The sequence below is a fragment of the Streptomyces sp. CB02959 genome (genome assembly GCF_002803155.1).
Classification (GTDB): Bacteria; Actinomycetota; Actinomycetes; order Streptomycetales; family Streptomycetaceae; genus Streptomyces.
Window position 1 is genome coordinate 231,152 of the sequence record NZ_NNBP01000013.1, and the last position, 18,547, is coordinate 249,698.

An 18,547-nucleotide genomic window follows, 5' to 3' on the forward strand; every position below is an offset into this window, starting at 1 on the left:
CGGTCCGGGGCCGCCACGCGAGACGCCGCCCGCAGCGGATGCCCTGCCCCTCACTGCTGCGGATGCCGCCACCGGGCGTCCGCTTCCGCCCACTCCTTCTCCCACTGGGCGTAGCGCCTGCGGTCCAGCAGGCGGACGGCGGCCTTCTCCCCACCGAGGAGCAGCAGCCCGGTGCCGGACGCGACCACGGTGCCGGCCACGACACTCTCGGCCAGGGAGTCCGTCGGGGTGCTGGGGTCCCGCACCAGCGTCCCGTTCCGGTCCAGCCAGACCGTCGTCCGGTCCCCGACGTGGACGCCGGGCGTCACGGACGTCTCCCCCGTCCGCACGGTGTGGTCCTGCGCGGTCCAGCGCACGGTCGTGTGGACCCGGCCCCCCGTGCCGGTCCCGCTGTCGGCACTGACCCGGGTGGGAGGTTCCTTCGTCACCACCGCCGAAACGGGGCGCCATGTGGCGCTCTCCCGGTGGACCGCCGCGTCCACCGTGCTGCCGGCCACGACTCCCGCGGCCGGGGACGCCACGGCGATCAGCACGCCCGTGGCCAGGACGATCCAGGACTGCGCCACATCCGTGCCCCGCCTGAGCGGACCGTGCCGCCAGGGCGGACGGAGCTTCACATGAGGCATCACGCACCCCCTTCGCCTGCTCTTCGAGCGTCCCACACCTGGCCCGTCGGCCCCACATCTCAGCGGAGCTCCCCGCCCTGCGGAACCGGTCGGGACAGCCGATCGTGGAGGAGGGGGAGCGGAATGTGCCGGGTGGAGCCTGCCGGAAGCCCCTCAAGGACAACCGGGAGTTTCCTGGAAAAGGCCCGCCACGGGGCCGCCAGGAGTTTCCTGGAAGGGGAAGTCCCACGCGCGAAGGAGCCGTAGGGGGCCGACGTGATCACCGCAGTGCGCCTCTCGGGGCGCCACGCCACGCGTTCGGCGAAGCCGGGGCCGCCCCGGGAGCCGCCCACACCGCAGGCCGAGCCACGGGCCCCCGGCTGGCGGCCGTGGCTGCTGCCGATCGCCCTCGTGGCGATCTTCGTCCTGCTCCTCGGCCGGGCGCACAACCCCGCGGGGACCTCCCTCACGTACAGCGCCTTCCTCGGCAAGGTGGACACCGGGCAGGTCAAGACCGTCGACATCGACGACAAGGGCGGCGTCAGCGGGAAACTCAAGGACGGCCGGAAGTTCACCACCCAGATCCCCACCGCCCTCGGCAACACCGGCCTCGCCCAGCAGCTCCACGCGAAGAACGTCGACGTCACCGCCTCCAGCGGCACCGGCGGCGGAAGCTGGGTGGGGCCGCTGGCCGCCGTGCTGCTCCCACTGGTCCTCCTCGGCGCGCTGTTCCTGTGGACCGGGCGGCAGGCCGCGCGCAGCCTCACCGGAGGGCTCAGCAGCATCGGCCGCTCCCGCGCCAGGATCATCGAGGCCGAGCGCCCCACCACCCGCTTCGACGACGTCGCCGGGTACGAGGGGGTCAAGCAGGAGATCAGCGAGGTCGTGGACTTCCTGCGGCACCCCGAGCGGTACGCGGTGGTCGGCGCCGTCGGGCCGCGCGGAGTCCTCATGGTCGGACCGCCCGGCACCGGCAAGACGCTGATCGCCCGGGCCGTCGCCGGCGAGGCGGCGGTGCCGTTCCTGTCGGTGACCGGATCGGCGTTCGTGGAGATGTTCGTGGGCGTCGGCGCCTCCCGCGTCCGCGACCTGTTCGAGGAGGCCCGCAAACGCGCCCCGTCGATCATCTTCATCGACGAGATCGACGCCGTCGGCAGCCGCCGCGGGGGCGTCCGGCTGGGCGGCAACGACGAACGCGAACAGACCCTCAACCAACTCCTCGCCGAGATGGACGGCTTCGACCAGAGCAGCGGCATCGTGGTACTCGCCGCCACCAACCGCCCCGAGGCCCTCGACCCGGCACTCCTGCGACCCGGCCGCTTCGACCGGCACGTCACCGTCCCGCTGCCCAACCAGACCGAGCGGGCCGCGATCCTCGCCGTCCACGCCCGCAGCAAGAAGACGGCACCCGACGTGGACTGGACCGTGGTCGCCCGGGCCACCCCCGGCTTCTCCGGCGCCGACCTCGCCAACCTCGTCAACGAGGCCGCGATCCACGCCGTCCGCACCGGCAACACCGCCATCTCCGCCCAGGACCTGGACGAGGCCCGGGACCGGGTGCTGCTCGGCCGCCGGGAATCCTCCAACGCCCTGCTCCCCGAGGAACGCCACGCCGTCGCCGTCCACGAGTCGGGCCACGCCCTCGTGGCCGCGCTGTGCGAACACGCCGACCCGGTCGCCAAGGTGACCATCCTGCCGTCCGGCCCCGCGCTGGGCGCCACCGAACAACTCCCGGAAGCCGAGCGGCACCTCTACACCGAGGGCTACCTCACCGACCTGCTCACCGTCCGGCTGGGCGGCCGGGCCGCCGAACTCGTGGTCTTCGGCGAGGGCTCCACCGGCGCCGCCGACGACCTGGCCGGCGCCACCCAGATCGCCGGCCGCATGGTCCGCGACTTCGGCCTCTCACCGGCCCTCGGCCCGATCGGCTACGCCACCACGGGCGCCCTGCACCGGCTCGGCGACGAAGCCCCCGGCGACACCCTGCACCGTCCCTACGCCGAGCAGACCCAACGCCTCATCGACGAGGAGACCGCCCGCCTGGTCCGGCAGGCCGAACAGCGCGCCACCACCCTGCTCCGCGACCACCGGTCGGCCCTGGAACACCTCGCCGACCTGCTGACCACGCGCGAGACGGTCGACGGCGCGGTCGTCCACGACGTGCTGCGGCAGCGGCCGGGCACGCCCCCCGAAGGCCGCACACCGGGCCCGGACACCACCCGCTCTGACCCGAACCCGCTCTGACCCGACCAGCCGCCCCGACCCGCCCGGCGCCCCGCGTTCAAGAGGACGCGGCGGAATCCGCGTACCGCAGCAACGCACCGGTACCGTCCCGCAGGCGAAGCCGCCGCTCGGGGACGAGGACCAGCTCCGCGCCCGTCCCCACCAGAGCCCGTGCCAGCGCGGCATCCACCTGCTCCCGGCGGACCGTGCGCACCCCATATGACCTCAACTCCGCCTCCGACAGGGCTAGTTGAGCAGGCTCCGGCCCCACCCACAGCCACCCCGGCGCCGAGCGGCCGGGGGCGTTGCGGAAGAGCGCGCTGACCTGGCCGCGCTGGAGCGCCGACACGGTGTCCGGCAGCCCCTCGACGGCCGCGCCGCGGTGCGCCCGCCGGGCCAGGAAGGCCCCCACCAGGACCTGGTCGTGCGCGGCCATCCGCCCGTGGAACAGGCGGTCCAGCCGCAGTTCCAGCAGCGCGCGCCCCGGCCGCGGCGCGCCGCCCGAGTCGACCCCGACGACCCGGCCGCGCAGCCGCGCGGGGAGCCGGCGGGCCAGGATGCCACGGGCCCAGGTGTCACCGGCCAGCACCAGCGCCTCGGCGTCGAGCTGGTGAGCCCGCGCCGCCAGCCGGCGGCCCAGCCGTTCCGCGGCGTGCGGCCAGTCGGCGACCGGCACCCGCGCGTCGAGCCGTTCACCGGGCGAGACCCTGGTCAGCGGCCACCGGCCGGCCTCCGCCTCGACGTGGACGGTGCCGGCGGCCTCCAGGGAATGGCGTCCCGTGTAGTGGACGTACACGGCCAGGTACGGGATCTCCGGGGCGTGCTGGGCGATGAGGGGCATGGTGTCGGGCAGCGCACCGAAGTGGGCGGTGTCGCGGACGGGCGGATCCGGCAGTTCGCCCTGGAGCACCAGCGCGCCGTGCGCGGTGAACAGCGCCTGCCCGTGCGCCCCCGGGACGTCGGCATCGCAGCCCACCGTGCCCGCCACGGCGGTGATCGAGTCCGGGTCGGCCCCCTCGGCCACCAAGGCGTCGCGCAGCCGGCGCCACCGCAGCGCGAGGGCGGCGTCCGGATCGGCGACGGTGCCGTCCCGCGACGTGTCCACGTACACGGACGCGAACGGGCCGGGCTGCCTGTAGAGCGGTTCGAGGAAGGTCAGTCGCATCGCCACCACCAGGACGACCTGACGGGGCCGCCGCCCCGCACCTCCAGCATGCGCCCGCCCCGGCTCCGGCGAGCGAGAATCGAGGTACGGGCACCATTTCGCGTGCGGCCCTCGCCAGGGTCCGCACCCGTCCCGAGCGGGGAAGGTGAGGTCCGATGTTGTTCTGGTACGGCCACGGTGGCGACGGATGGGGTTGGATGGCGGCCACGGTCGGCATGGTCCTGTTCTGGGCGTTGGTGATCACGGTGGGTGTACTGGTCTTCCGTGCCGTGTTCCGTCCGGGGCCGTCCGGCGAAGGCGAGCCGGGCCGCGGCCACCCCGGTTGGCGCCCCGGTGGCGCCCCATCCGGTGGCCCTTCCACGGCGGAGCAGATCCTCGCCGAGCGGTACGCCCGCGGTGAGATCGAGGACGAGGAGTACCAGCGGCGCCTGGCCGTGCTCCGCTCCCCACCGGGCGGACCGACCAGGCCCGACGCGCCGCAGGCGTGACCGGGCGAACGGGCCGCCGGACCACGTCCGGCGCCCTCAGAGCAGCTTGGCCTTGAGGACCACGATGATCAGGCCGAGTACCAGGTTCACGGCGACCGAGAGGGCCACCAGGCGGCGCGAGACCCTGGCCCGGATCGCGGCCGCGGTGGCCCAGCCGATCTGCTCGGCCACCGCGACGGAGAGCGCGAACCACGCGGTCGCCGGCAGGTCCAGCCGCAGCATCGGGCTGATCGCCACCGCCACGGCCGGTCCCACCGAAGCCTGCGCGATCGGCCACTCCTGACCCGCCACCCGCCGGATCCGGTCCCACGTCAGGTGCCGGTACGACGCCAGGTCGCCGACGAGGTGGGAGTACACGTGCGCCATCCAGAAGACCAGGCCGGTGACGAGCAGCAGGAGCATGAGGCCGACCCTGGGGAACGGCCCGAACGCGGCGGTGCCGGCCACCACCGACGCGGCCTGGAGGGAGCCGTAGACCGCACCTCCGTAGTCGGTGTGCGGCTCCTTCTGCCGCTGGGGGATCCCTCGGTCCGGGCCGTCTCCCCGGTCGCCGGCGCCCGTACCGTCCGCCATGCCTCACAGCATCGCCGGGCACCTCCCGGCCCGCGCGGCGGGCACGCGGGACGTGCGGACCATCGGGGTGAAGACGCGCTGCACACCGGCCGGGGCCTCAACGACCGCCCTTCGGGCCGCGGGGCACGGTGAAGGCGGTGAGCGTCGCGGAGCCCGGCGCCAGGCAGGCCCACCCGCCCGGCAGCGTCAGCACCGCCACCGCCGCCGTGGGGAACTTCCCGCGGGCCCGCGCCAGCGCGTCGTCGTCACCCCCGCCGGCCAGCGACACGACCAGGTCCTGCACGCCCGGCTGGTGGCCGATCAACAGCGCGGTCCGCCACCGGTCCGGCAGCCCGCGCACCACCTGGAGAAGGGTGGACGCGGTCGCCTGGTAGACCCGGGGCTCGAAGAGCACCTCCGGATCCGGCGGACCAGCGGGCGGCGGGTGTGCCGGACGGAGTTCCGCGGCGACCCGGTCCCAGGTCTCACGGGTCCGCCGGGACGTCGAGCAGACCACCACGTCGGGTGCGCAGTGCTCCTGCCGCAGCCACCGGCCGGCCGCCGGCGCGTCACGGCGACCCCGGCCCGCGAGCGGACGCTCGTGATCGGGGACGCCCTCCGGCCAGGCCGACTTCGCGTGCCGCAGCACGATCAGGCGGGCACCCGCGGCACCGGAGGCACACATCGAAAGGCTCCCTGGGGTAGGGGATACCGGCAGGCTAACCCGGTCCGGCCGCTGCGCCGACCGTACGGCCCCGGCCCCACCCGGGGACCGCGCCCCACGCGGCGCCTCGGCAGGTGGCCCCATCACCCGGAACGTCCCCCTGGCCGATGTCGACCCGCGTCGCACCGAGTGTGAGCAGGCGCGCCACCTCGGTCTCCCAGTCCGGCCCCCCGGCCAGGTCAAGGTGGAGCCGTTTCTTGTGGGCCGTCTTCGGCTTCGCGGTCGGCACCCCCCGGTCGGGAACACGCAGCTGCTCGGGGCCGCGGCGGCGCCGTTCGGGAGCGGGTGGCAACAGCGAGGCCACCCACTCCCACGGGGCGTCAGGAACAAGACGGCCGACCGCCGCCCCCAGAGGGCTGCGGGACGTGCGAGGAGGAGACCTCAAGCGGGCAGTTTCGTGTCGATGACGAAGCTGATCTCGATGACCTGGCCGGGCAAGGTCAGTTCAGTGACGCCCAAGACCGTGCTGGCCGGGCGGTGGTCGCCGAAGTACCCCAGGTTGCCCTCTGCCGTCGCCGCGGCATTCTGCCGCAGGTTCACCACGTACAGGGTCTGCGAGACGACCTGGTTCCGGGTGGCGCCGTAGTGGTCCAGGACCTTGTCCATGTTGGCGTAGGTCTGCTTGAGCTGGGCGGCGAAGTCGCCCGCGTAGAGGAACTCGCCTGCCTCATCGAACGAGAGCTGTCCGGAGACGTGGATCAGCTCGCCGGACTTGATCGCCTGTGAGTAGCCGAAGTCGCTCTCGGCCGGAACGTTGTAGTTGAAGGCATCAATGGTGGCCATGGTGCTCGCCCTTCCGGTTTGCTCTCTTGTAGTTACTCGGAAACCGTAGGAGAGTCATGGTTGACCTGGAAGAACGCACTTTTCGGTGACTGAGGAACCTGATGGTGACCAAGCAAGTACTCAAGGGCCTGCCCGAGGACGCTGACCTGCGGCGCGCAGACTCCCTGGCGCGGGAGATCTTCTCGGACGTCGCCAACAAGTGGGCGCTCCTGATCATCGAGGCGCTCGGCGAGCGCACCCTGCGCTTCAGCGAGCTGCGGAACGAGGTCGAGGGCGTCAGCCACAAGATGCTCACCCAGAACCTGCGCATGCTGGAGCGCAATGGCCTGGTCGACCGGAAGGTGTACCCCACCGTGCCGCCGCGAGTCGAGTACACCCTCACCGAGCCGGGCCGGGCCCTGCGCACCGCGGTCGACGCCATATGCGGCTGGACCCACCAGCACCTCGGTCACATCGAGAGTGCACGCGGCCGTTTCGACGCCGGACGGGCACGCAGCGACAGCTGAGCGCGTCAAGATCCCGGACACCGACGACGGCCGCCGACTCCGGGCCGCCCTCTGCGCCCGGCGCCAAGCATGATGTCCCTCGCGCACACCCGTAACACCTGAGTCTCCACCGCCGGTTGGGCCGCCTCGCCACTGCGCAAGGCGCCCTCACCGGAATCTGGAGCGGAAAACGAAGCGGAATCACCGCGCAGCACACCACCCGACCCCGTCCTCCTCGCACCACCAAGTCCTGAAGGAGGCCCGCTGATGAATCCCCGGACGCACCTCGCCGTCGGGAGCTCAGCCGCAGAGCGCGTCGTTGAGAACCTTGTCGATGGGCTTGCCGATGGCTTCGTCGGCAGGCCAGTCGGCGAGGTTTGCGGAGAGCACCACGCGTTGTTTGCCGTCCCTCGTGGTGAACGCGAGCGTCGCATAGCCGGGGATGCCGCCGGTGTGGCCGATCGCCGTGCGCCCGCAGCTCAACTCGCGCACCTTGAGCCCGAGTCCGTACCCAGCTCCAGGCTCCTTGGTGGCCACGGTGTGGTTCATTTCCTTCCACTGCGCGGGCCGCAGCAGCTTGCCTGAGGTGAGCGCCGTCAGCAGCTTGTCCATGTCACCCGGCGTGGAGACGATCTCTCCAGCCGGCCCCGCAAGGGAGGGGTTCAGCGCGCTGATGTCGGTCTGTCCCATATAGCCGTGCGCGTGCGGCCCGGGTATGACGGAGCTGTCAACGGGCACCACCGTGTGGCGCATCCCCAGCGGTGCGATGACCCGGTTCCGCACCTCGGTGGCGTAGGAGTGCCCGGTCACTCGCTCGATGATCAGCCCGGCAACGAGGTAGTTGGTGTTGGAGTAGCCGTAGTCGGTGCCGGGCGGGAAGTCGGCGGGCTTGGCGGCGGCCCGCCGTACCTGGTCGGTCATGTCGTAGTGACGGAAGCGATGACGGATGAACTCCTCGCCCTGCGGCAGGTCCCGCGCCACGTCATGCAGCCCACTGGTGTGCTGCAGCGCCATCCGGACGGTGATCTTGTCGCCCTGGGGCACCAGTCCCGACGGCAGATAACGCGAGATGGGTCCGTCCAGCGACACCTTGCCTTCACCGACGAGTTGGAGCAGCACCACCGACGTGAACATCTTGGTGGTACTGCCGACACGGAACTGCCCCTCAGACGGCACCGGGGTTCCCGTCTTCTGCGCACCACCGGACCTGGCCAGCCAGGTCCGGTCGCCCTCGGTCACCTTTACCTGCGCGCCAACCGCGCCACTGCGGGTGAGCAGGTCCAGGTCGCGCCGGACCTTGCGGGCCGTACCGGAGTCCGGCTCGCTGTGCGAGCCGCGCAGGTCTTGCGGGCGGTCGGCCGCCGTGGCGATGGAGGAAACGGAGAGGGTGCCCATGGCCGTGACGGTGAACAGGCTGGTGAGCAGGGTATGGGAGACGCGCATGATGCCTCTCGGTGTCGCGTGTCGGGCGATGTTCGTTCGCCCAGTCTGCGCGCTGCGTTTGCGCGAATCACGGGTGCTGGCACCCGTCGTGGGGGGTGGTTGTCCCAACCCCGGGACACCGCAGTCCGGATCGCGATCGCGCTTGGCGAAAGGCGTCCCGCAGGAGCAGTGGTACCAGTACGTTCAGGCTCCCGAGACCGGCTGCTCGTCAGTGGTGGAGACGGTGCTGGAAGGTATGGCCGCCGTCGTGACGGGTGGAACCCAGGCCCTCGCCCTGCCGATCCCCCCGCACGGGCAGTTCGGCGCGTGTCAGGGCTCCGTCCGTCCAGGCTTCGTAGCGGAGCCAGCGGGTGGTGCGCTGGGCTACCGGGTCCACCTGCGTGCGCCAGGTGGTGAGGGTGATCAGCTCGCTGCCGTTCCATTGGTGGGCGACCGGTCCGCAGTCGGGGGCCGTATCCAGGGACGGCGGTTCGACGTCGACGATCAGCCGGCCTCCGGGAGCCAGGCTGTCGTACATGGCGGCCAGCGCGGTCTGCGCACTGTCACGGTCGGGAAGCAGGGCGAAGGAACCGGTGGGGATCATGATCGCTTCGAAGGCGCCGGGGTCGCGGTATGCGGTCATGTCGCCTTCGAAGACATCGGCCTTCAGCCCTCGCCGGGCACAGTTGACGCGGCACTGTTCCAGCATGGAGTCCGAGGTGTCGTAGCCGCGCACGGCCAGTCCCTGTTCGAGCAGGGGGATCAGGATGCGGCCGGTACCCACGGCGGGTTCCAATACGGGGCCGGATACGTTCCGCAGGCGGTCGGCGTAGAACTCGACGTCTCCGAACGAGGTGCCGACCGGCTTGTCGATTTCGTAGAACAGGGTTGCCGGCGGTCCGTAGCGCCAGGCGGTGTCGCCAAAGCCGGTGTTCATACAGTCCTTCGGTGCAGCTTCGGGTGGAAAAGACTGCTCTGACCAGCACCTAGCGGGCACACCGCGGGGATCAGGAGCAGACTGCCGCCGCCGTCGCCGGACGCGCGGCGTGCCGTGCCGGACCGTCAGCGTCCCGGCTCCTCGTCGGAAACCCGGACGACGGACAGGGACCGCTTCTGCCGGCCTTCCCCGTCGAAGTTGTCGGGCGAGAGCCACTCCCGCAACGCCTTGCCGACGTGCGGCCACTCGGAGTCGACAACGGAGTACCAGGCGGTGTCACGGCTGCGGCCCTTGTAGACCACGGCCTGACGGAAGACCCCTTCGAAGGTGAAGCCCAGCCGCAGCGCCGCCTCACGCGAGGGCGCGTTGAGGCTGTCGCACTTCCACTCGTAGCGGCGGTAGCCGAGTTCGTCGAAGACATAGGACATGAGCAGGAACTGGGCCTCCGTGGACACCGGAGTCCGCTGCAGCAGAGGCGAGAAGGACACGCTGCCGACCTCGACGACGCCGTTCGACGGATCCTGGCGCATCAGGGAGAGGGTGCCCACGGCCTTGCCGGTGCGCAGGTCGACGACGGCGTACGGCAGGGGGTCGTCCGCCTGTGTCGTCGTCACGTAGGCGCGGTAGTCGGCCGGGCCGTCGAAGGGACCGGCCGTCATGTACGTCCAGTCCCTGCCGTCCGCCGCGAGAGCGAAGGCGGCATACAGATCGTCGGCGTGACGGTCCGCGTCCAGGGGCTCCACCCGGCAGAAGCGACCCTCCAGGCAGACCCGGGCGGGCGCGGGACGCGCCGTCCAGTCAGGCAGAGGGTGGCCGACGGGCTGGCCGTATTCGTTGAGACGTGCGGACATGCTCTTCTCCTGGTGTGTGCCGGTCCTCACCAGGCTAGGAACCACGTGGATCCTCGAAAAGGGCCACGGTACGGTCATTCCATGGAGCCACGGTGAAATATCCGCACAGGGAGGACAGGCGCATGAAAGAGGGCAGAGCGGCGCCGACCGACAGCGAAGTCCTCGGCCCGCAGTTCGACTTCCTGCTCCAGGAGCCGCTGTCCCGGGCACGCGGCGGGGACTCCCTGCAAAAGCAGCTCCTGCACCGCCTCAGGACCGCCGTCCTCGACGGCCGGCTCCCGGCAGGCAGTCGCCTGCCGGGCTCGCGCGTCTTGGCCGAGAGCCTCGGAGTGTCACGCAACACCGTGACGCTCGTGTACGACGTACTGAGCACGGAGGGCTACATCGAGCCCAGCAGGCAGGGCACCCGTATCGCCGCACTGCCCCGCCCGGAGCCGGAACACCGCGCGCTCTCGGCCCCGGCCACCCTCGCACGGCGTGGCGGGCGGATCCGCACGCTCGACCTGGAAGGCACCGACTCCCTCACCTTCGCGCCGGGGGTCCCCGCCTTGGCCCAGTTTCCCCTGGCGGCCTGGCGGCGTTCCCTGGACCGGGCGCTCCAACAGGGCGGGACGGAGCTGCTGGGTTACGGCCCACCGCAAGGTGAACTATCACTGAGGACCGCCATCCTGCGTCACCTCGCGCTCGCCCGCGGCATGCACTGCACCCCGGAACAGATCGTCATCACCGAAGGAGCGCAGGAGGCGCTCTCCCTGTGCGTCCGACTGGTCACCGACCCGGGGGACACCGCCTGGGTCGAAGACCCCGGCTACCGCGGCGCGCAGACCGCGCTGGCCTGCGGCGACCTGACCGTCGTACCCGTCCCGGTCGACGCGGAAGGTCTGCGGACCTCCGCATCCGACTGGAAGAACCGCCCACCCCGCCTCGTCTGCACCACCCCCGCGCACCAGTACCCGACGGGCGCGGTCCTCACCGCCTCCAGACGCCTCGACCTGATCGAGAAGTGCCGCCTGCACGGCGCCTGGATCGTCGAGGACGACTACGACAGCGAGTTCCGCCACAGCCAAGAACCCCTCGCCTGCATACAGGGCCTGGCACCCGGCGCGCCCGTGTTCTACGTCGGCACCTTCAGCAAGACCCTCTTCCCCTCCCTGCGCCTGGGGTTCCTCGTACTACCCGAACCGCTGGTCGACCGGGCGGCACCGGTCGTGGACGAACTGCTCCGCGGCGGGCACCGCTGCGAACAACTCGCCGTCGCGCACTTCATGGAGAGCGGCCAGTACGGCAGACACCTCGCCCGCATGCGCCGCCTCTACCGCCGCCGACGCGACGCGCTCAGGACGGCACTGGCCGAACACTTCGACGTGCCCCACACCGTGACCGGCGGGGACAGCGGGATGCACCTGACCGTACGACTACCGTTGGATGCCCCGGACCAGCCCCTGACCCGCGCCGCCCGCCGCCACCGGATGGCCCCCCGGCCCCTGTCCCAGCACTCCCTGCTCCCCGACGCCGCTTACAACGGGCTCATCCTGGGATACGGCAACACCCCCGAGTCGGCGTTCGCACCCGGCCTGCGCCAACTCGCGCACCTGATCAGGGAACTGGACCGACCTCCACGCCCAGCGGTTCCCCAACCGCCTCGCCCCTCCCGGCCTCACCTCCACGGCACGCCCAAAACCGCCCCGACGTACCCACCGCCGGTCCGGCGCCCCGGCGGCGGATCGGGGCCGTAGCCTGGCCACTTGCCCAGGGCTGTCCGGCTGGCATGGGTTGGCGCGAGGCACGGGAGCGCTCCGATCGGGAACCGCCGCCAACTGCGCGTCGACGCCAGCCGGAAGCCGACATTCCGATGTTCGACTACTCAGGCCCCATCGTTGCCGTGGCGCTGGCACAGACGGGGTGGGTGCGGGCGGCATAGGAGCGAGCGGCCACGACGAGGCCGATGCCCAAACCGGCGAATGCCAGGCCGCCGAACTCGACCATCCAAGTGATCCCCGAGCTGGTGGTGAACGGCGGGGACGGCTTGATCCCGGGCAGCACCCCGACGGCGACGAGCGGGGCCATGACGATGAGGAAGACCCCGTACACCGTCAGAGGGATGCCGGTCAGCCATGCCGGAATCAACGGCAGCAGGCGCGGGACCCGTCGTCCGGACAGGAACAGCGTCCACCGGGGGAACACCTGCCCCCACACGTACAGCAACCCCAGCAGCAGGAAGATCCCGACCATCGCGGCCAGCACGGTCACTTCGATCCCCGCCGACGCGGCCGCCTTCGACGGCCCCGACGCGCCGACGCTCATCGTCCGCTGCCAGTCATCGCCCGAGACACCGAGTGCGTCGCCACCCAGCGTCCAGATGCTCTTGGCTCCTGCCCACGGCAGGAGTCCGCACATGAGCAGGTACACCGCGACGCGGGTCCGCCTCGGGGCCCGGGAGGCGCCTGGGTAGGCAAGCGGGCCGTCGACTGCGCCGGCGTGCGGCCGCCCACATCGCGGACAGTCGCCGCGCAACCGTCGGCGGTACGACAAACCGACGAGGAGCAGAAGGGCGGCACCGGCCGTGTTCAACAGCACCTGGGCCAGCCCGGTGGCGCTCTCGACCCCCGAGAGCGTCGCAATCGTCACGAAATAGATCGGCAGTCCAGTCGACCCCACGACGAACACCGGGAGCGCCGTGACCAGCGCCGTCGCCACCACAACCCGGCCAGTCCTGGCGAGAGTTCGGGTGCTGGCCAGGCAGGCGCCGCCGGCCAGGAGCGCGAGGGCCGCCAGGAGAAGCTGGACCGCCGGTGTGTACGAGGAGTGTTCCTTCCAACGCACGGTGATGCCCGCCGCCGCCCACGTGACCTCGACAGCGGCGTACAACACACCCCACAAAGCAGCGGCCGTCGGTACCCATACGGGCCACCGCCGCCACCACAACATCCGCCCCGGGCTTGTGGTCGGTGGCCTGGGAACGCCGCCTACCTCCGAGTTCGCAGCAACAGCCACTGTGACCCCCATATATCCGGATTGCCGACACCCCAAGACTCCCCGTCACCCGCGCCGATCACATCCATCCCACGGATCACCCGCCTCCCCCGCACGGGGGAAGGCCGGAGCGCGAGCGTCAACCCGGCAGGCAGCCATGAGAGAGGAACCGACCCGGACCTCGCAGGCGCGGCGACGAAGCGCAACGCCGCAGCGACGTGTCCGCGGTCGGCCGGTTGGCTTGATCGGTCCGCGAGCCTTGAACGCTGCCGAGCCTGCTGATTGGTTGGTCGGCATGACTGAACTTGGACCGGTCGCCTGGCCGCCTGCTCCGATCAACACCGAGCGGCTCGTGCTCCGAGAGCCCGAGGCCCGGGACCGTGCGGCGTTCATCGAGCTGCTGGCGTCGCCGGAGGTGCACACCTACCTCGGCGGCCCCCGGCCGCGTGACGAACTTGAGCGCGAGATGCCCGGGGTGCCCGGGCGGTGGCCGGGGAGTTTCGTCGTTGATCTCGACGGGGCGATGATCGGCCAGATCCTGCTCAGGAGGGCAACGGAGCATCGTCGCCCGGCTGCTGCGGGGAAGGCCGATCTCGGCTACCTGTTCCTGCCGCGGGCGTGGGGATTCGGGTATGCCGCCGAGGCGTGCGCGGCGGCACTCGACTGGTTCGACGGTGTCCTTCCCGGCGAGCCAGTGGTGCTCACCACCCAGACCGCCAACGTCGGCTCGATGCGCCTCGCGGCAAAGCTGGGGTTCACCGAGGTGGAGCGGTTCCATGCCTGGGACGCCGAGCAGTGGCTCGGCTTGCGGTCGCCGGTCACGCCGTCCGCTTGAGCCCGTGCTCGACGGCCGCGGAGCCCCAACGCGCCAGGCACTGCTAGGACAGAGCCGCGTTGTGGGCCCGCCGATCGGTGACGTTCAGCGGATGCTCATTGGAGGCGTCTGAGCGGGGCGATGCCGGTGACGCGGTTGGTGATCGTGGGGCGGGCGGCTTCCTGGGTGGCGAGCAGGGCGACGATCGTGACGGGCTGGTCGCAGTGGGGACAGTGCCGCGGACCAGGTCGAGGTCACAGCAATTGGTCGACCAGCCCGTCGACGTAGTCCGGGGTGAGGGGGCCCATGCCGAGCAAGACGCGGATGTACATCGGGGCCAGCACGTGGTCCAGCACGCCGAACGCGTCGGGTGCCTGCTCGCCGCGTTCGCGGGCGCGATCGAGCATGGACTGCAGTTGCCGGGTGCGTTCGGCGAGGAGGTCGTCACGCGCCTGCAGGCCCTGCTGACCGAGGCTCGACAGGGTGACGGACAGGTGCAGCAACGCCAGGCCGTCGGGTCCGGTGATCTCGCGGGCCACGTTGGCCGCGTAAGCGCGCAGGTCGCCGGCCAGACTCCCGGTGTCGGGCATCGGCGACCGCGCGTTGAGGCGGGTGAGCGCCACGTCGGTGAGCAGGGTTTCCAGGCTGCCCCACCGGCGGTAGATGCTGCTGTCGGCCACGCCCGCGCGGGCTGCGACCTCGCCGACGGAGAACTTCCCGTAACCGCGCTCGCCGATCAGGTCGGTGACGGCCTGGTGCACCGCCGCGCCGACGCGGGCGCCGCGCCCGCCAGGTCGCCGGGCTCGCTGTCGTTCGTCCATGCCCTCATCTTAACGCAGTCGTGACTTGCGTTTGCGGGGCGAGCCTCCTTACAGTCCCCTAACGCAGTCATTGGCTGCGTTAGGGCGCCCGGAGGCTGACCGCGTCGGCCGCGGAGAGGCGCAACCACCGATCGAGAGGAATTCCCATGGCTGCACCCCCTGCGGCCGTAGGCAGTCGACCGAACCGGACCGTGCTGCTCACGGTGACCTGCCTGGGCCAGTTCATGGTGCTGCTCGACAACACGATCGTCGGAGCAGCGCTGCCCGACATGCAGCACCGACTGCACACTCAACTGACCGGTCTGCAATGGATCGTCGACGCGTACGTGCTGCTGGTCGCCATGCTGCTGCTGTCCGGCGGCGTATTCGCCGACCGGTTCGGCCGCAAGCGGGTGTACCTGGCCGGCGTGGCGGTGTTCACCACCGCATCGGTGCTGTGCAGCCTCGCGCCCTCGGTCGGCTGGTTGATCGCCGGCCGGGTGCTGCAGGGCATCGGCGCCGCGGCGCTGAGCCCCGCCTCGCTGGCCCTGCTCACCGCCGCCTATCCCGTGCCGCAAGAACGAATCAAGGCGATCGGTCTGTGGGCCGGATTGAGCGGAATCGGTCTGGCCGCGGGCCCCGTGGCCGGCGGCGTGCTGACAGATGCCTTCGGCTGGCCCGCCATCTTCCTGGTCAATCTGCCCATCGGCGTGGTCCTCCTGCTGGTCGGCCTGCGCAGCCTTGAAGAGGCCAGCAATCCGAGCGCCCCCGCGATCGACACCCCGGGGACGGTGCTGTCCGTTCTGGGGGTGGGGGCCCTGACCTACGGGCTGATCGAGGGCGGTGCCCGCGGCTGGACGTCGCCGGCGATCCTGGGCAGCTTCACCGTCGCGGTGATCCTCCTCGCCGCCTTCGCCACCGTCGAAGCGCGCCGTTCCGCTCCGATGCTGCCGCCGCGGCTGTTCCGGCAGCGGCTGTTCACCGTGTCCAACACCGCCATGGTCGTTGTGGGGTTCGCGCTCATGGGTTCGTCGTTCTTCTTCTCCCAGTTCTTCGTGTACGTCCAAGGCAGCTCGATCCTGCGCGCCGGCCTACAGAACCTGCCGGCATCCCTCGCCATGGTGATCGTCAGCCCGTATGCAGGACGGCTCGCCGCCCGCTACGGGTTCCGAACCGTGGTCACCGTCGGCCTGGCCGTGGCCGGCCCAGGGCTACTGGCGCTGGGCATGGTGCACGCCGACACCGGCTACGGGAACGTGTGGTGGCGGCTGGCAGTGGTCGGCATCGGCTTCGCTCTGACCATGTCCCCACTGACGGGAGCCGCCATCCAAGCAGTCAGACCGCAGGAAGGCGGCCTCGCATCAGGCATCAGCAGCACCACCCGACAGATCGGCGCGGTACTCGGCGTGGCGGTACTCGGAGCCATCGTCCGCACCCGCCAATCCGACGGCGCCTCCTTCGAGACCGCCCTCAACAGCGCCTTCCTCGCTGCCGGCGCCATCACATCGGCCACCGCCGCACTCACCGGCCTGTGGCTGGCGAGGTCCAAGCCCCCGGAAGACTCCGCGGCGCCCCACCGCCCCACCGATCCACATGCGGTCACCACCTCGAACGAGGCACCCACGAACAGCCGTTGACGCCGACGCCGACGCCGACCTTGTCCGGGAGACATCCCGCCCGATGACCCTCGCCCGAGTCATCGACATCCACCGACGAGGACGACGCCATCGACATCCTCATCGAGCCACTCAACTTCCGCAGGCTCACCGGCCACTACGACCTCACGGACGAGCACGCCGAGAAGCTCGCGCGCACCGCGCTCGACAGGCTTATGCGCTCCACCGTCCGACACTTCCGATTCCAACGGAGAGACACATGTCCCGCACGTTTCTCATCACCGGCGTGAGCAGCGGCCTGGGCCGCGCCCTCGCCACCGCCGCCCTAGAGGCCGGCCATACCGTCATCGGCACCGTTCGGAACCCGGACCAGGTCGCCGCCTTCGAGCAGTCCGCTCCGGGCCGCGCTCACGCCCGCGTGCTGGACGTCACCGACACCGATGCCATCGCGCCGACCGTCGCAGCGGTCGAGGCAAACGTGGGCCCCATCGACGTACTCGTCAACAACGCCGGCTACGGCGTCGAGGGCACCTTCGAGGAAACCCCGCTCGACACCTTCCGCCACCAGTTCGACGTCAACGTCTTCGGCGTCATCGCGGTCACTCAAGCCGTTCTGCCCCGCATGCGCGAGCGCCGTGCCGGGCACATCCTGTTCGTGACCTCCATGGGCGGCCTGCGCGCGTTCCCCGGCCTGGCCGCCTACCACGGCTCCAAGTTCGCCGTCGAGGGCATTGCGGCCACCCTCGCCCCAGAGGTCGCACCATTCGGCATTCACGTCACGGCGATCGAGCCCGGCTCCTTCCGCACCGATTGGGCCGGCCGCTCCATGCACCGCGTAGAAAGCACCATCGCCGACTACGACCCGATCTTCGCCCCGATCCGCCAACGCCGCCTCGACATGCACGGTCAGCAACTCGGCGATCCCGCCCAAGCCGGCCGCGCCCTGCTCACCATCGTGGAGGCCGAAAACCCGCCGACCCACCTCATCCTCGGCAGCGACGCCCTCCGCCTCGTCGCCGACGCCCGCTCCGCCTTCGATGCGGAGACAGCCGCCTGGAACGAGCTGTCGAAGTCCACCGACCACCCCGACGGGGAACAGATCGCGTGAGAGCCACTGAGGGACAGTGACGCCTAAACAACTGCAGATAGAGGCGGTTCCGGGCAAGACTGTCGGCCCGGCCGGGACCATGCCCGCCGGGCTTCTGGGCGCCGGTGCCCCGGCCGACCGGCGCGGCCCGCTGTTTCCGCTGTTAGCGCTCGCCGGACTGTTCTTGGCCCTGGCCTGCGCCAACCACGTCTGCCGGCCGGCGTCCGCCGAGCGATGATCCGCCCGCAACTCCTGCGGGCGGATCTCGACGCGCCGCGCAAGCAGCGGCACACGGTCACCTGGACCTCTCACCGGCTGGTCGAGGAGCGCGGGGCGGGCGTCTCCTACGGCGTGGTGCGCTACTACGCCGCCAGTCGCAAGCCGGAGATCCTGATCGAGTCGGGCAAGGCTGCACCACCATCGCGACCTGCACCGACTCTTACCGTCTTGCCGGCACAAGGGCCCGAGCCGAGGAACCCGCCAAGGCCGGCTGACTTCTGCCGCTGTTTCCCTCGATGTCCGCTGCCTTCTCGGGCGGCAGACCATCCTTGGCTCAGCTCGCCAAAGTGCCCTGGTGGAAGTACATGCGCCAGCCGGTTGCCGTCATACGCCACAGGGAGCTCCGCCATGCTCGGCGCCCTTTGCTGTCGGCGAAGTACGTCAAGTGGACGATGCCCGGAGCGAGTACGACCCCGGCCATCTCGCTGACCTTGACCGGAGACTCCGGGGCCACTGAACCGGCACTCGTGACAGTGAGAATCGACGTCGCGTCCCAGCGCCTGCCAGATGCTCCGATCTCGGTGAACTCCGGGTCCAGAAGCTCCGAGACCAGGACTGGGGAAGCACGCACGTCAGGGTCAAGAAGCCGCATCTCCGCCGCAATGGCCGCCTGAACGGCCCGTTCACTCTCGTCTGCCATGCATGAACCCTACGGACGGACCCCATCCCGCCACAGCGAATAGTTGCCGGCACGGGGAACAGTCGTCAGTGCCGTCCCTTCTCGGGTTCTGGCTCAACTTGTG

The 18,547-nt window shown here is 70.9% G+C and carries 18 protein-coding genes and 1 pseudogene; 7 read left to right on the forward strand and 12 right to left on the reverse strand.

Going from position 1 to position 18,547, the window contains the following annotated elements; translation table 11 throughout:
- Positions 1 to 50: 50 nt before the first annotated feature.
- A complete protein-coding gene (locus tag CG747_RS22395; protein WP_257980632.1) occupies positions 51 to 626 on the reverse strand; it encodes a hypothetical protein in 576 nt (191 codons plus the stop codon).
- 255 nt (positions 627 to 881) lie between these two features.
- Here CG747_RS22395 and ftsH point away from each other — a divergent pair, with 255 nt between their 5' ends.
- On the forward strand, positions 882 to 2,849 hold the full coding sequence (gene ftsH / locus CG747_RS22400; RefSeq protein WP_100603560.1) for an ATP-dependent zinc metalloprotease FtsH: 1,968 nt from the start codon (positions 882 to 884) through the stop codon (positions 2,847 to 2,849).
- Positions 2,850 to 2,886: 37 nt separating this feature from the next.
- Here ftsH and CG747_RS22405 read toward each other — a convergent pair whose 3' ends face one another.
- Positions 2,887 to 3,993 carry a hypothetical protein gene (locus CG747_RS22405; protein WP_146022130.1) on the reverse strand — a complete coding sequence of 369 codons (1,107 nt, stop codon included), beginning with the start codon at positions 3,991 to 3,993 and terminating at the stop codon, positions 2,887 to 2,889.
- Between the two features lie 155 nt (positions 3,994 to 4,148).
- Here CG747_RS22405 and CG747_RS22410 point away from each other — a divergent pair, with 155 nt between their 5' ends.
- Entirely contained in the window at positions 4,149 to 4,481 is a 333-nt protein-coding gene (locus CG747_RS22410; protein WP_180985651.1) for an SHOCT domain-containing protein, read from the forward strand.
- A 36-nt stretch (positions 4,482 to 4,517) separates the two neighbouring features.
- On the opposite strand, the gene CG747_RS22415 is transcribed toward CG747_RS22410, so the two are convergent.
- The 4 genes and pseudogenes from CG747_RS22415 to CG747_RS22430 form a co-directional block, all read right to left on the reverse strand.
- The gene (locus CG747_RS22415) at positions 4,518 to 5,054 is read right to left on the reverse strand and encodes a hypothetical protein (protein WP_257980633.1); all 537 of its coding nucleotides are present in this window, start codon (positions 5,052 to 5,054) and stop codon (positions 4,518 to 4,520) included.
- Positions 5,055 to 5,151: 97 nt separating this feature from the next.
- Positions 5,152 to 5,718, reverse strand: coding sequence for a histidine phosphatase family protein (locus CG747_RS22420; protein WP_100603562.1), 567 nt, complete (start codon positions 5,716 to 5,718; stop codon positions 5,152 to 5,154).
- A gap of 121 nt (positions 5,719 to 5,839) precedes the next feature.
- A pseudogene (locus tag CG747_RS50730) lies at positions 5,840 to 6,025 on the reverse strand (VOC family protein); the annotation flags it as partial.
- 113 nt (positions 6,026 to 6,138) lie between these two features.
- A complete protein-coding gene (locus tag CG747_RS22430) occupies positions 6,139 to 6,540 on the reverse strand; it encodes a RidA family protein (protein ID WP_100603564.1) in 402 nt (133 codons plus the stop codon).
- Positions 6,541 to 6,641: 101 nt separating this feature from the next.
- On the opposite strand from CG747_RS22430, the gene CG747_RS22435 reads away from it, so the two are divergent.
- Positions 6,642 to 7,046, forward strand: coding sequence for a helix-turn-helix domain-containing protein (locus CG747_RS22435; protein ID WP_100603565.1), 405 nt, complete (start codon positions 6,642 to 6,644; stop codon positions 7,044 to 7,046).
- A 279-nt stretch (positions 7,047 to 7,325) separates the two neighbouring features.
- On the opposite strand, the gene CG747_RS22440 is transcribed toward CG747_RS22435, so the two are convergent.
- From CG747_RS22440 to CG747_RS22450, 3 genes are all read right to left on the reverse strand, one after another.
- On the reverse strand, positions 7,326 to 8,468 hold the full coding sequence (locus CG747_RS22440) for a serine hydrolase (protein ID WP_100603566.1): 1,143 nt from the start codon (positions 8,466 to 8,468) through the stop codon (positions 7,326 to 7,328).
- 208 nt (positions 8,469 to 8,676) lie between these two features.
- Complete coding sequence (locus CG747_RS22445; RefSeq protein ID WP_100603567.1) at positions 8,677 to 9,384, reverse strand: class I SAM-dependent methyltransferase; 708 nt, start codon at positions 9,382 to 9,384, stop codon at positions 8,677 to 8,679.
- 125 nt (positions 9,385 to 9,509) lie between these two features.
- Positions 9,510 to 10,235 carry a GNAT family N-acetyltransferase gene (locus CG747_RS22450; RefSeq protein ID WP_100603568.1) on the reverse strand — a complete coding sequence of 242 codons (726 nt, stop codon included), beginning with the start codon at positions 10,233 to 10,235 and terminating at the stop codon, positions 9,510 to 9,512.
- Positions 10,236 to 10,357: 122 nt separating this feature from the next.
- Here CG747_RS22450 and CG747_RS22455 point away from each other — a divergent pair, with 122 nt between their 5' ends.
- Complete coding sequence (locus CG747_RS22455; protein ID WP_100603569.1) at positions 10,358 to 11,971, forward strand: PLP-dependent aminotransferase family protein; 1,614 nt, start codon at positions 10,358 to 10,360, stop codon at positions 11,969 to 11,971.
- 124 nt (positions 11,972 to 12,095) lie between these two features.
- Here CG747_RS22455 and CG747_RS22460 read toward each other — a convergent pair whose 3' ends face one another.
- Positions 12,096 to 12,932 (reverse strand): hypothetical protein, encoded by an 837-nt coding sequence (locus CG747_RS22460; protein WP_257980634.1) that lies wholly within the window; start codon positions 12,930 to 12,932, stop codon positions 12,096 to 12,098.
- Between the two features lie 571 nt (positions 12,933 to 13,503).
- Between CG747_RS22460 and CG747_RS22465 the strand changes: the two genes are divergently transcribed.
- Entirely contained in the window at positions 13,504 to 14,043 is a 540-nt protein-coding gene (locus tag CG747_RS22465) for a GNAT family N-acetyltransferase (RefSeq protein ID WP_100603571.1), read from the forward strand.
- A gap of 233 nt (positions 14,044 to 14,276) precedes the next feature.
- On the opposite strand, the gene CG747_RS22470 is transcribed toward CG747_RS22465, so the two are convergent.
- Positions 14,277 to 14,843, reverse strand: a complete 567-nt coding sequence (locus tag CG747_RS22470) for a TetR/AcrR family transcriptional regulator (protein WP_100603572.1) — start codon at positions 14,841 to 14,843, stop codon at positions 14,277 to 14,279.
- 146 nt (positions 14,844 to 14,989) lie between these two features.
- Here CG747_RS22470 and CG747_RS22475 point away from each other — a divergent pair, with 146 nt between their 5' ends.
- Both CG747_RS22475 and CG747_RS22480 read left to right on the forward strand, forming a co-directional pair.
- Complete coding sequence (locus tag CG747_RS22475; protein ID WP_100603573.1) at positions 14,990 to 16,459, forward strand: MFS transporter; 1,470 nt, start codon at positions 14,990 to 14,992, stop codon at positions 16,457 to 16,459.
- 238 nt (positions 16,460 to 16,697) lie between these two features.
- The gene (locus CG747_RS22480) at positions 16,698 to 17,546 is read left to right on the forward strand and encodes an oxidoreductase (RefSeq protein WP_100603574.1); all 849 of its coding nucleotides are present in this window, start codon (positions 16,698 to 16,700) and stop codon (positions 17,544 to 17,546) included.
- Positions 17,547 to 18,078: 532 nt separating this feature from the next.
- Here the strand turns inward: CG747_RS22480 and CG747_RS22490 are convergent.
- Positions 18,079 to 18,444 (reverse strand): DUF4440 domain-containing protein, encoded by a 366-nt coding sequence (locus tag CG747_RS22490; RefSeq protein ID WP_100603575.1) that lies wholly within the window; start codon positions 18,442 to 18,444, stop codon positions 18,079 to 18,081.
- Positions 18,445 to 18,547 lie beyond the last annotated feature (103 nt).

Bases quoted from the DNA above. Each gene is read 5' to 3' on its own strand.
- CG747_RS22395 (WP_257980632.1), bottom strand. From the start codon at position 626: ATGCCTCATGTGAAGCTCCGTCCGCCCTGGCGGCACGGTCCGCTCAGG.
- CG747_RS22405 (WP_146022130.1), bottom strand. From the start codon at position 3,993: ATGCGACTGACCTTCCTCGAACCGCTCTACAGGCAGCCCGGCCCGTTC.
- CG747_RS22410 (WP_180985651.1), top strand. From the start codon at position 4,149: ATGTTGTTCTGGTACGGCCACGGTGGCGACGGATGGGGTTGGATGGCG.
- CG747_RS22415 (WP_257980633.1), bottom strand. From the start codon at position 5,054: ATGGCGGACGGTACGGGCGCCGGCGACCGGGGAGACGGCCCGGACCGA.
- CG747_RS22420 (WP_100603562.1), bottom strand. From the start codon at position 5,718: ATGTGTGCCTCCGGTGCCGCGGGTGCCCGCCTGATCGTGCTGCGGCAC.
- CG747_RS22430 (WP_100603564.1), bottom strand. From the start codon at position 6,540: ATGGCCACCATTGATGCCTTCAACTACAACGTTCCGGCCGAGAGCGAC.
- CG747_RS22435 (WP_100603565.1), top strand. From the start codon at position 6,642: ATGGTGACCAAGCAAGTACTCAAGGGCCTGCCCGAGGACGCTGACCTG.
- CG747_RS22440 (WP_100603566.1), bottom strand. From the start codon at position 8,468: ATGCGCGTCTCCCATACCCTGCTCACCAGCCTGTTCACCGTCACGGCC.
- CG747_RS22445 (WP_100603567.1), bottom strand. From the start codon at position 9,384: ATGAACACCGGCTTTGGCGACACCGCCTGGCGCTACGGACCGCCGGCA.
- CG747_RS22450 (WP_100603568.1), bottom strand. From the start codon at position 10,235: ATGTCCGCACGTCTCAACGAATACGGCCAGCCCGTCGGCCACCCTCTG.
- CG747_RS22455 (WP_100603569.1), top strand. From the start codon at position 10,358: ATGAAAGAGGGCAGAGCGGCGCCGACCGACAGCGAAGTCCTCGGCCCG.
- CG747_RS22465 (WP_100603571.1), top strand. From the start codon at position 13,504: ATGACTGAACTTGGACCGGTCGCCTGGCCGCCTGCTCCGATCAACACC.
- CG747_RS22470 (WP_100603572.1), bottom strand. From the start codon at position 14,843: ATGGACGAACGACAGCGAGCCCGGCGACCTGGCGGGCGCGGCGCCCGC.
- CG747_RS22475 (WP_100603573.1), top strand. From the start codon at position 14,990: ATGGCTGCACCCCCTGCGGCCGTAGGCAGTCGACCGAACCGGACCGTG.
- CG747_RS22480 (WP_100603574.1), top strand. From the start codon at position 16,698: ATGTCCCGCACGTTTCTCATCACCGGCGTGAGCAGCGGCCTGGGCCGC.
- CG747_RS22490 (WP_100603575.1), bottom strand. From the start codon at position 18,444: ATGGCAGACGAGAGTGAACGGGCCGTTCAGGCGGCCATTGCGGCGGAG.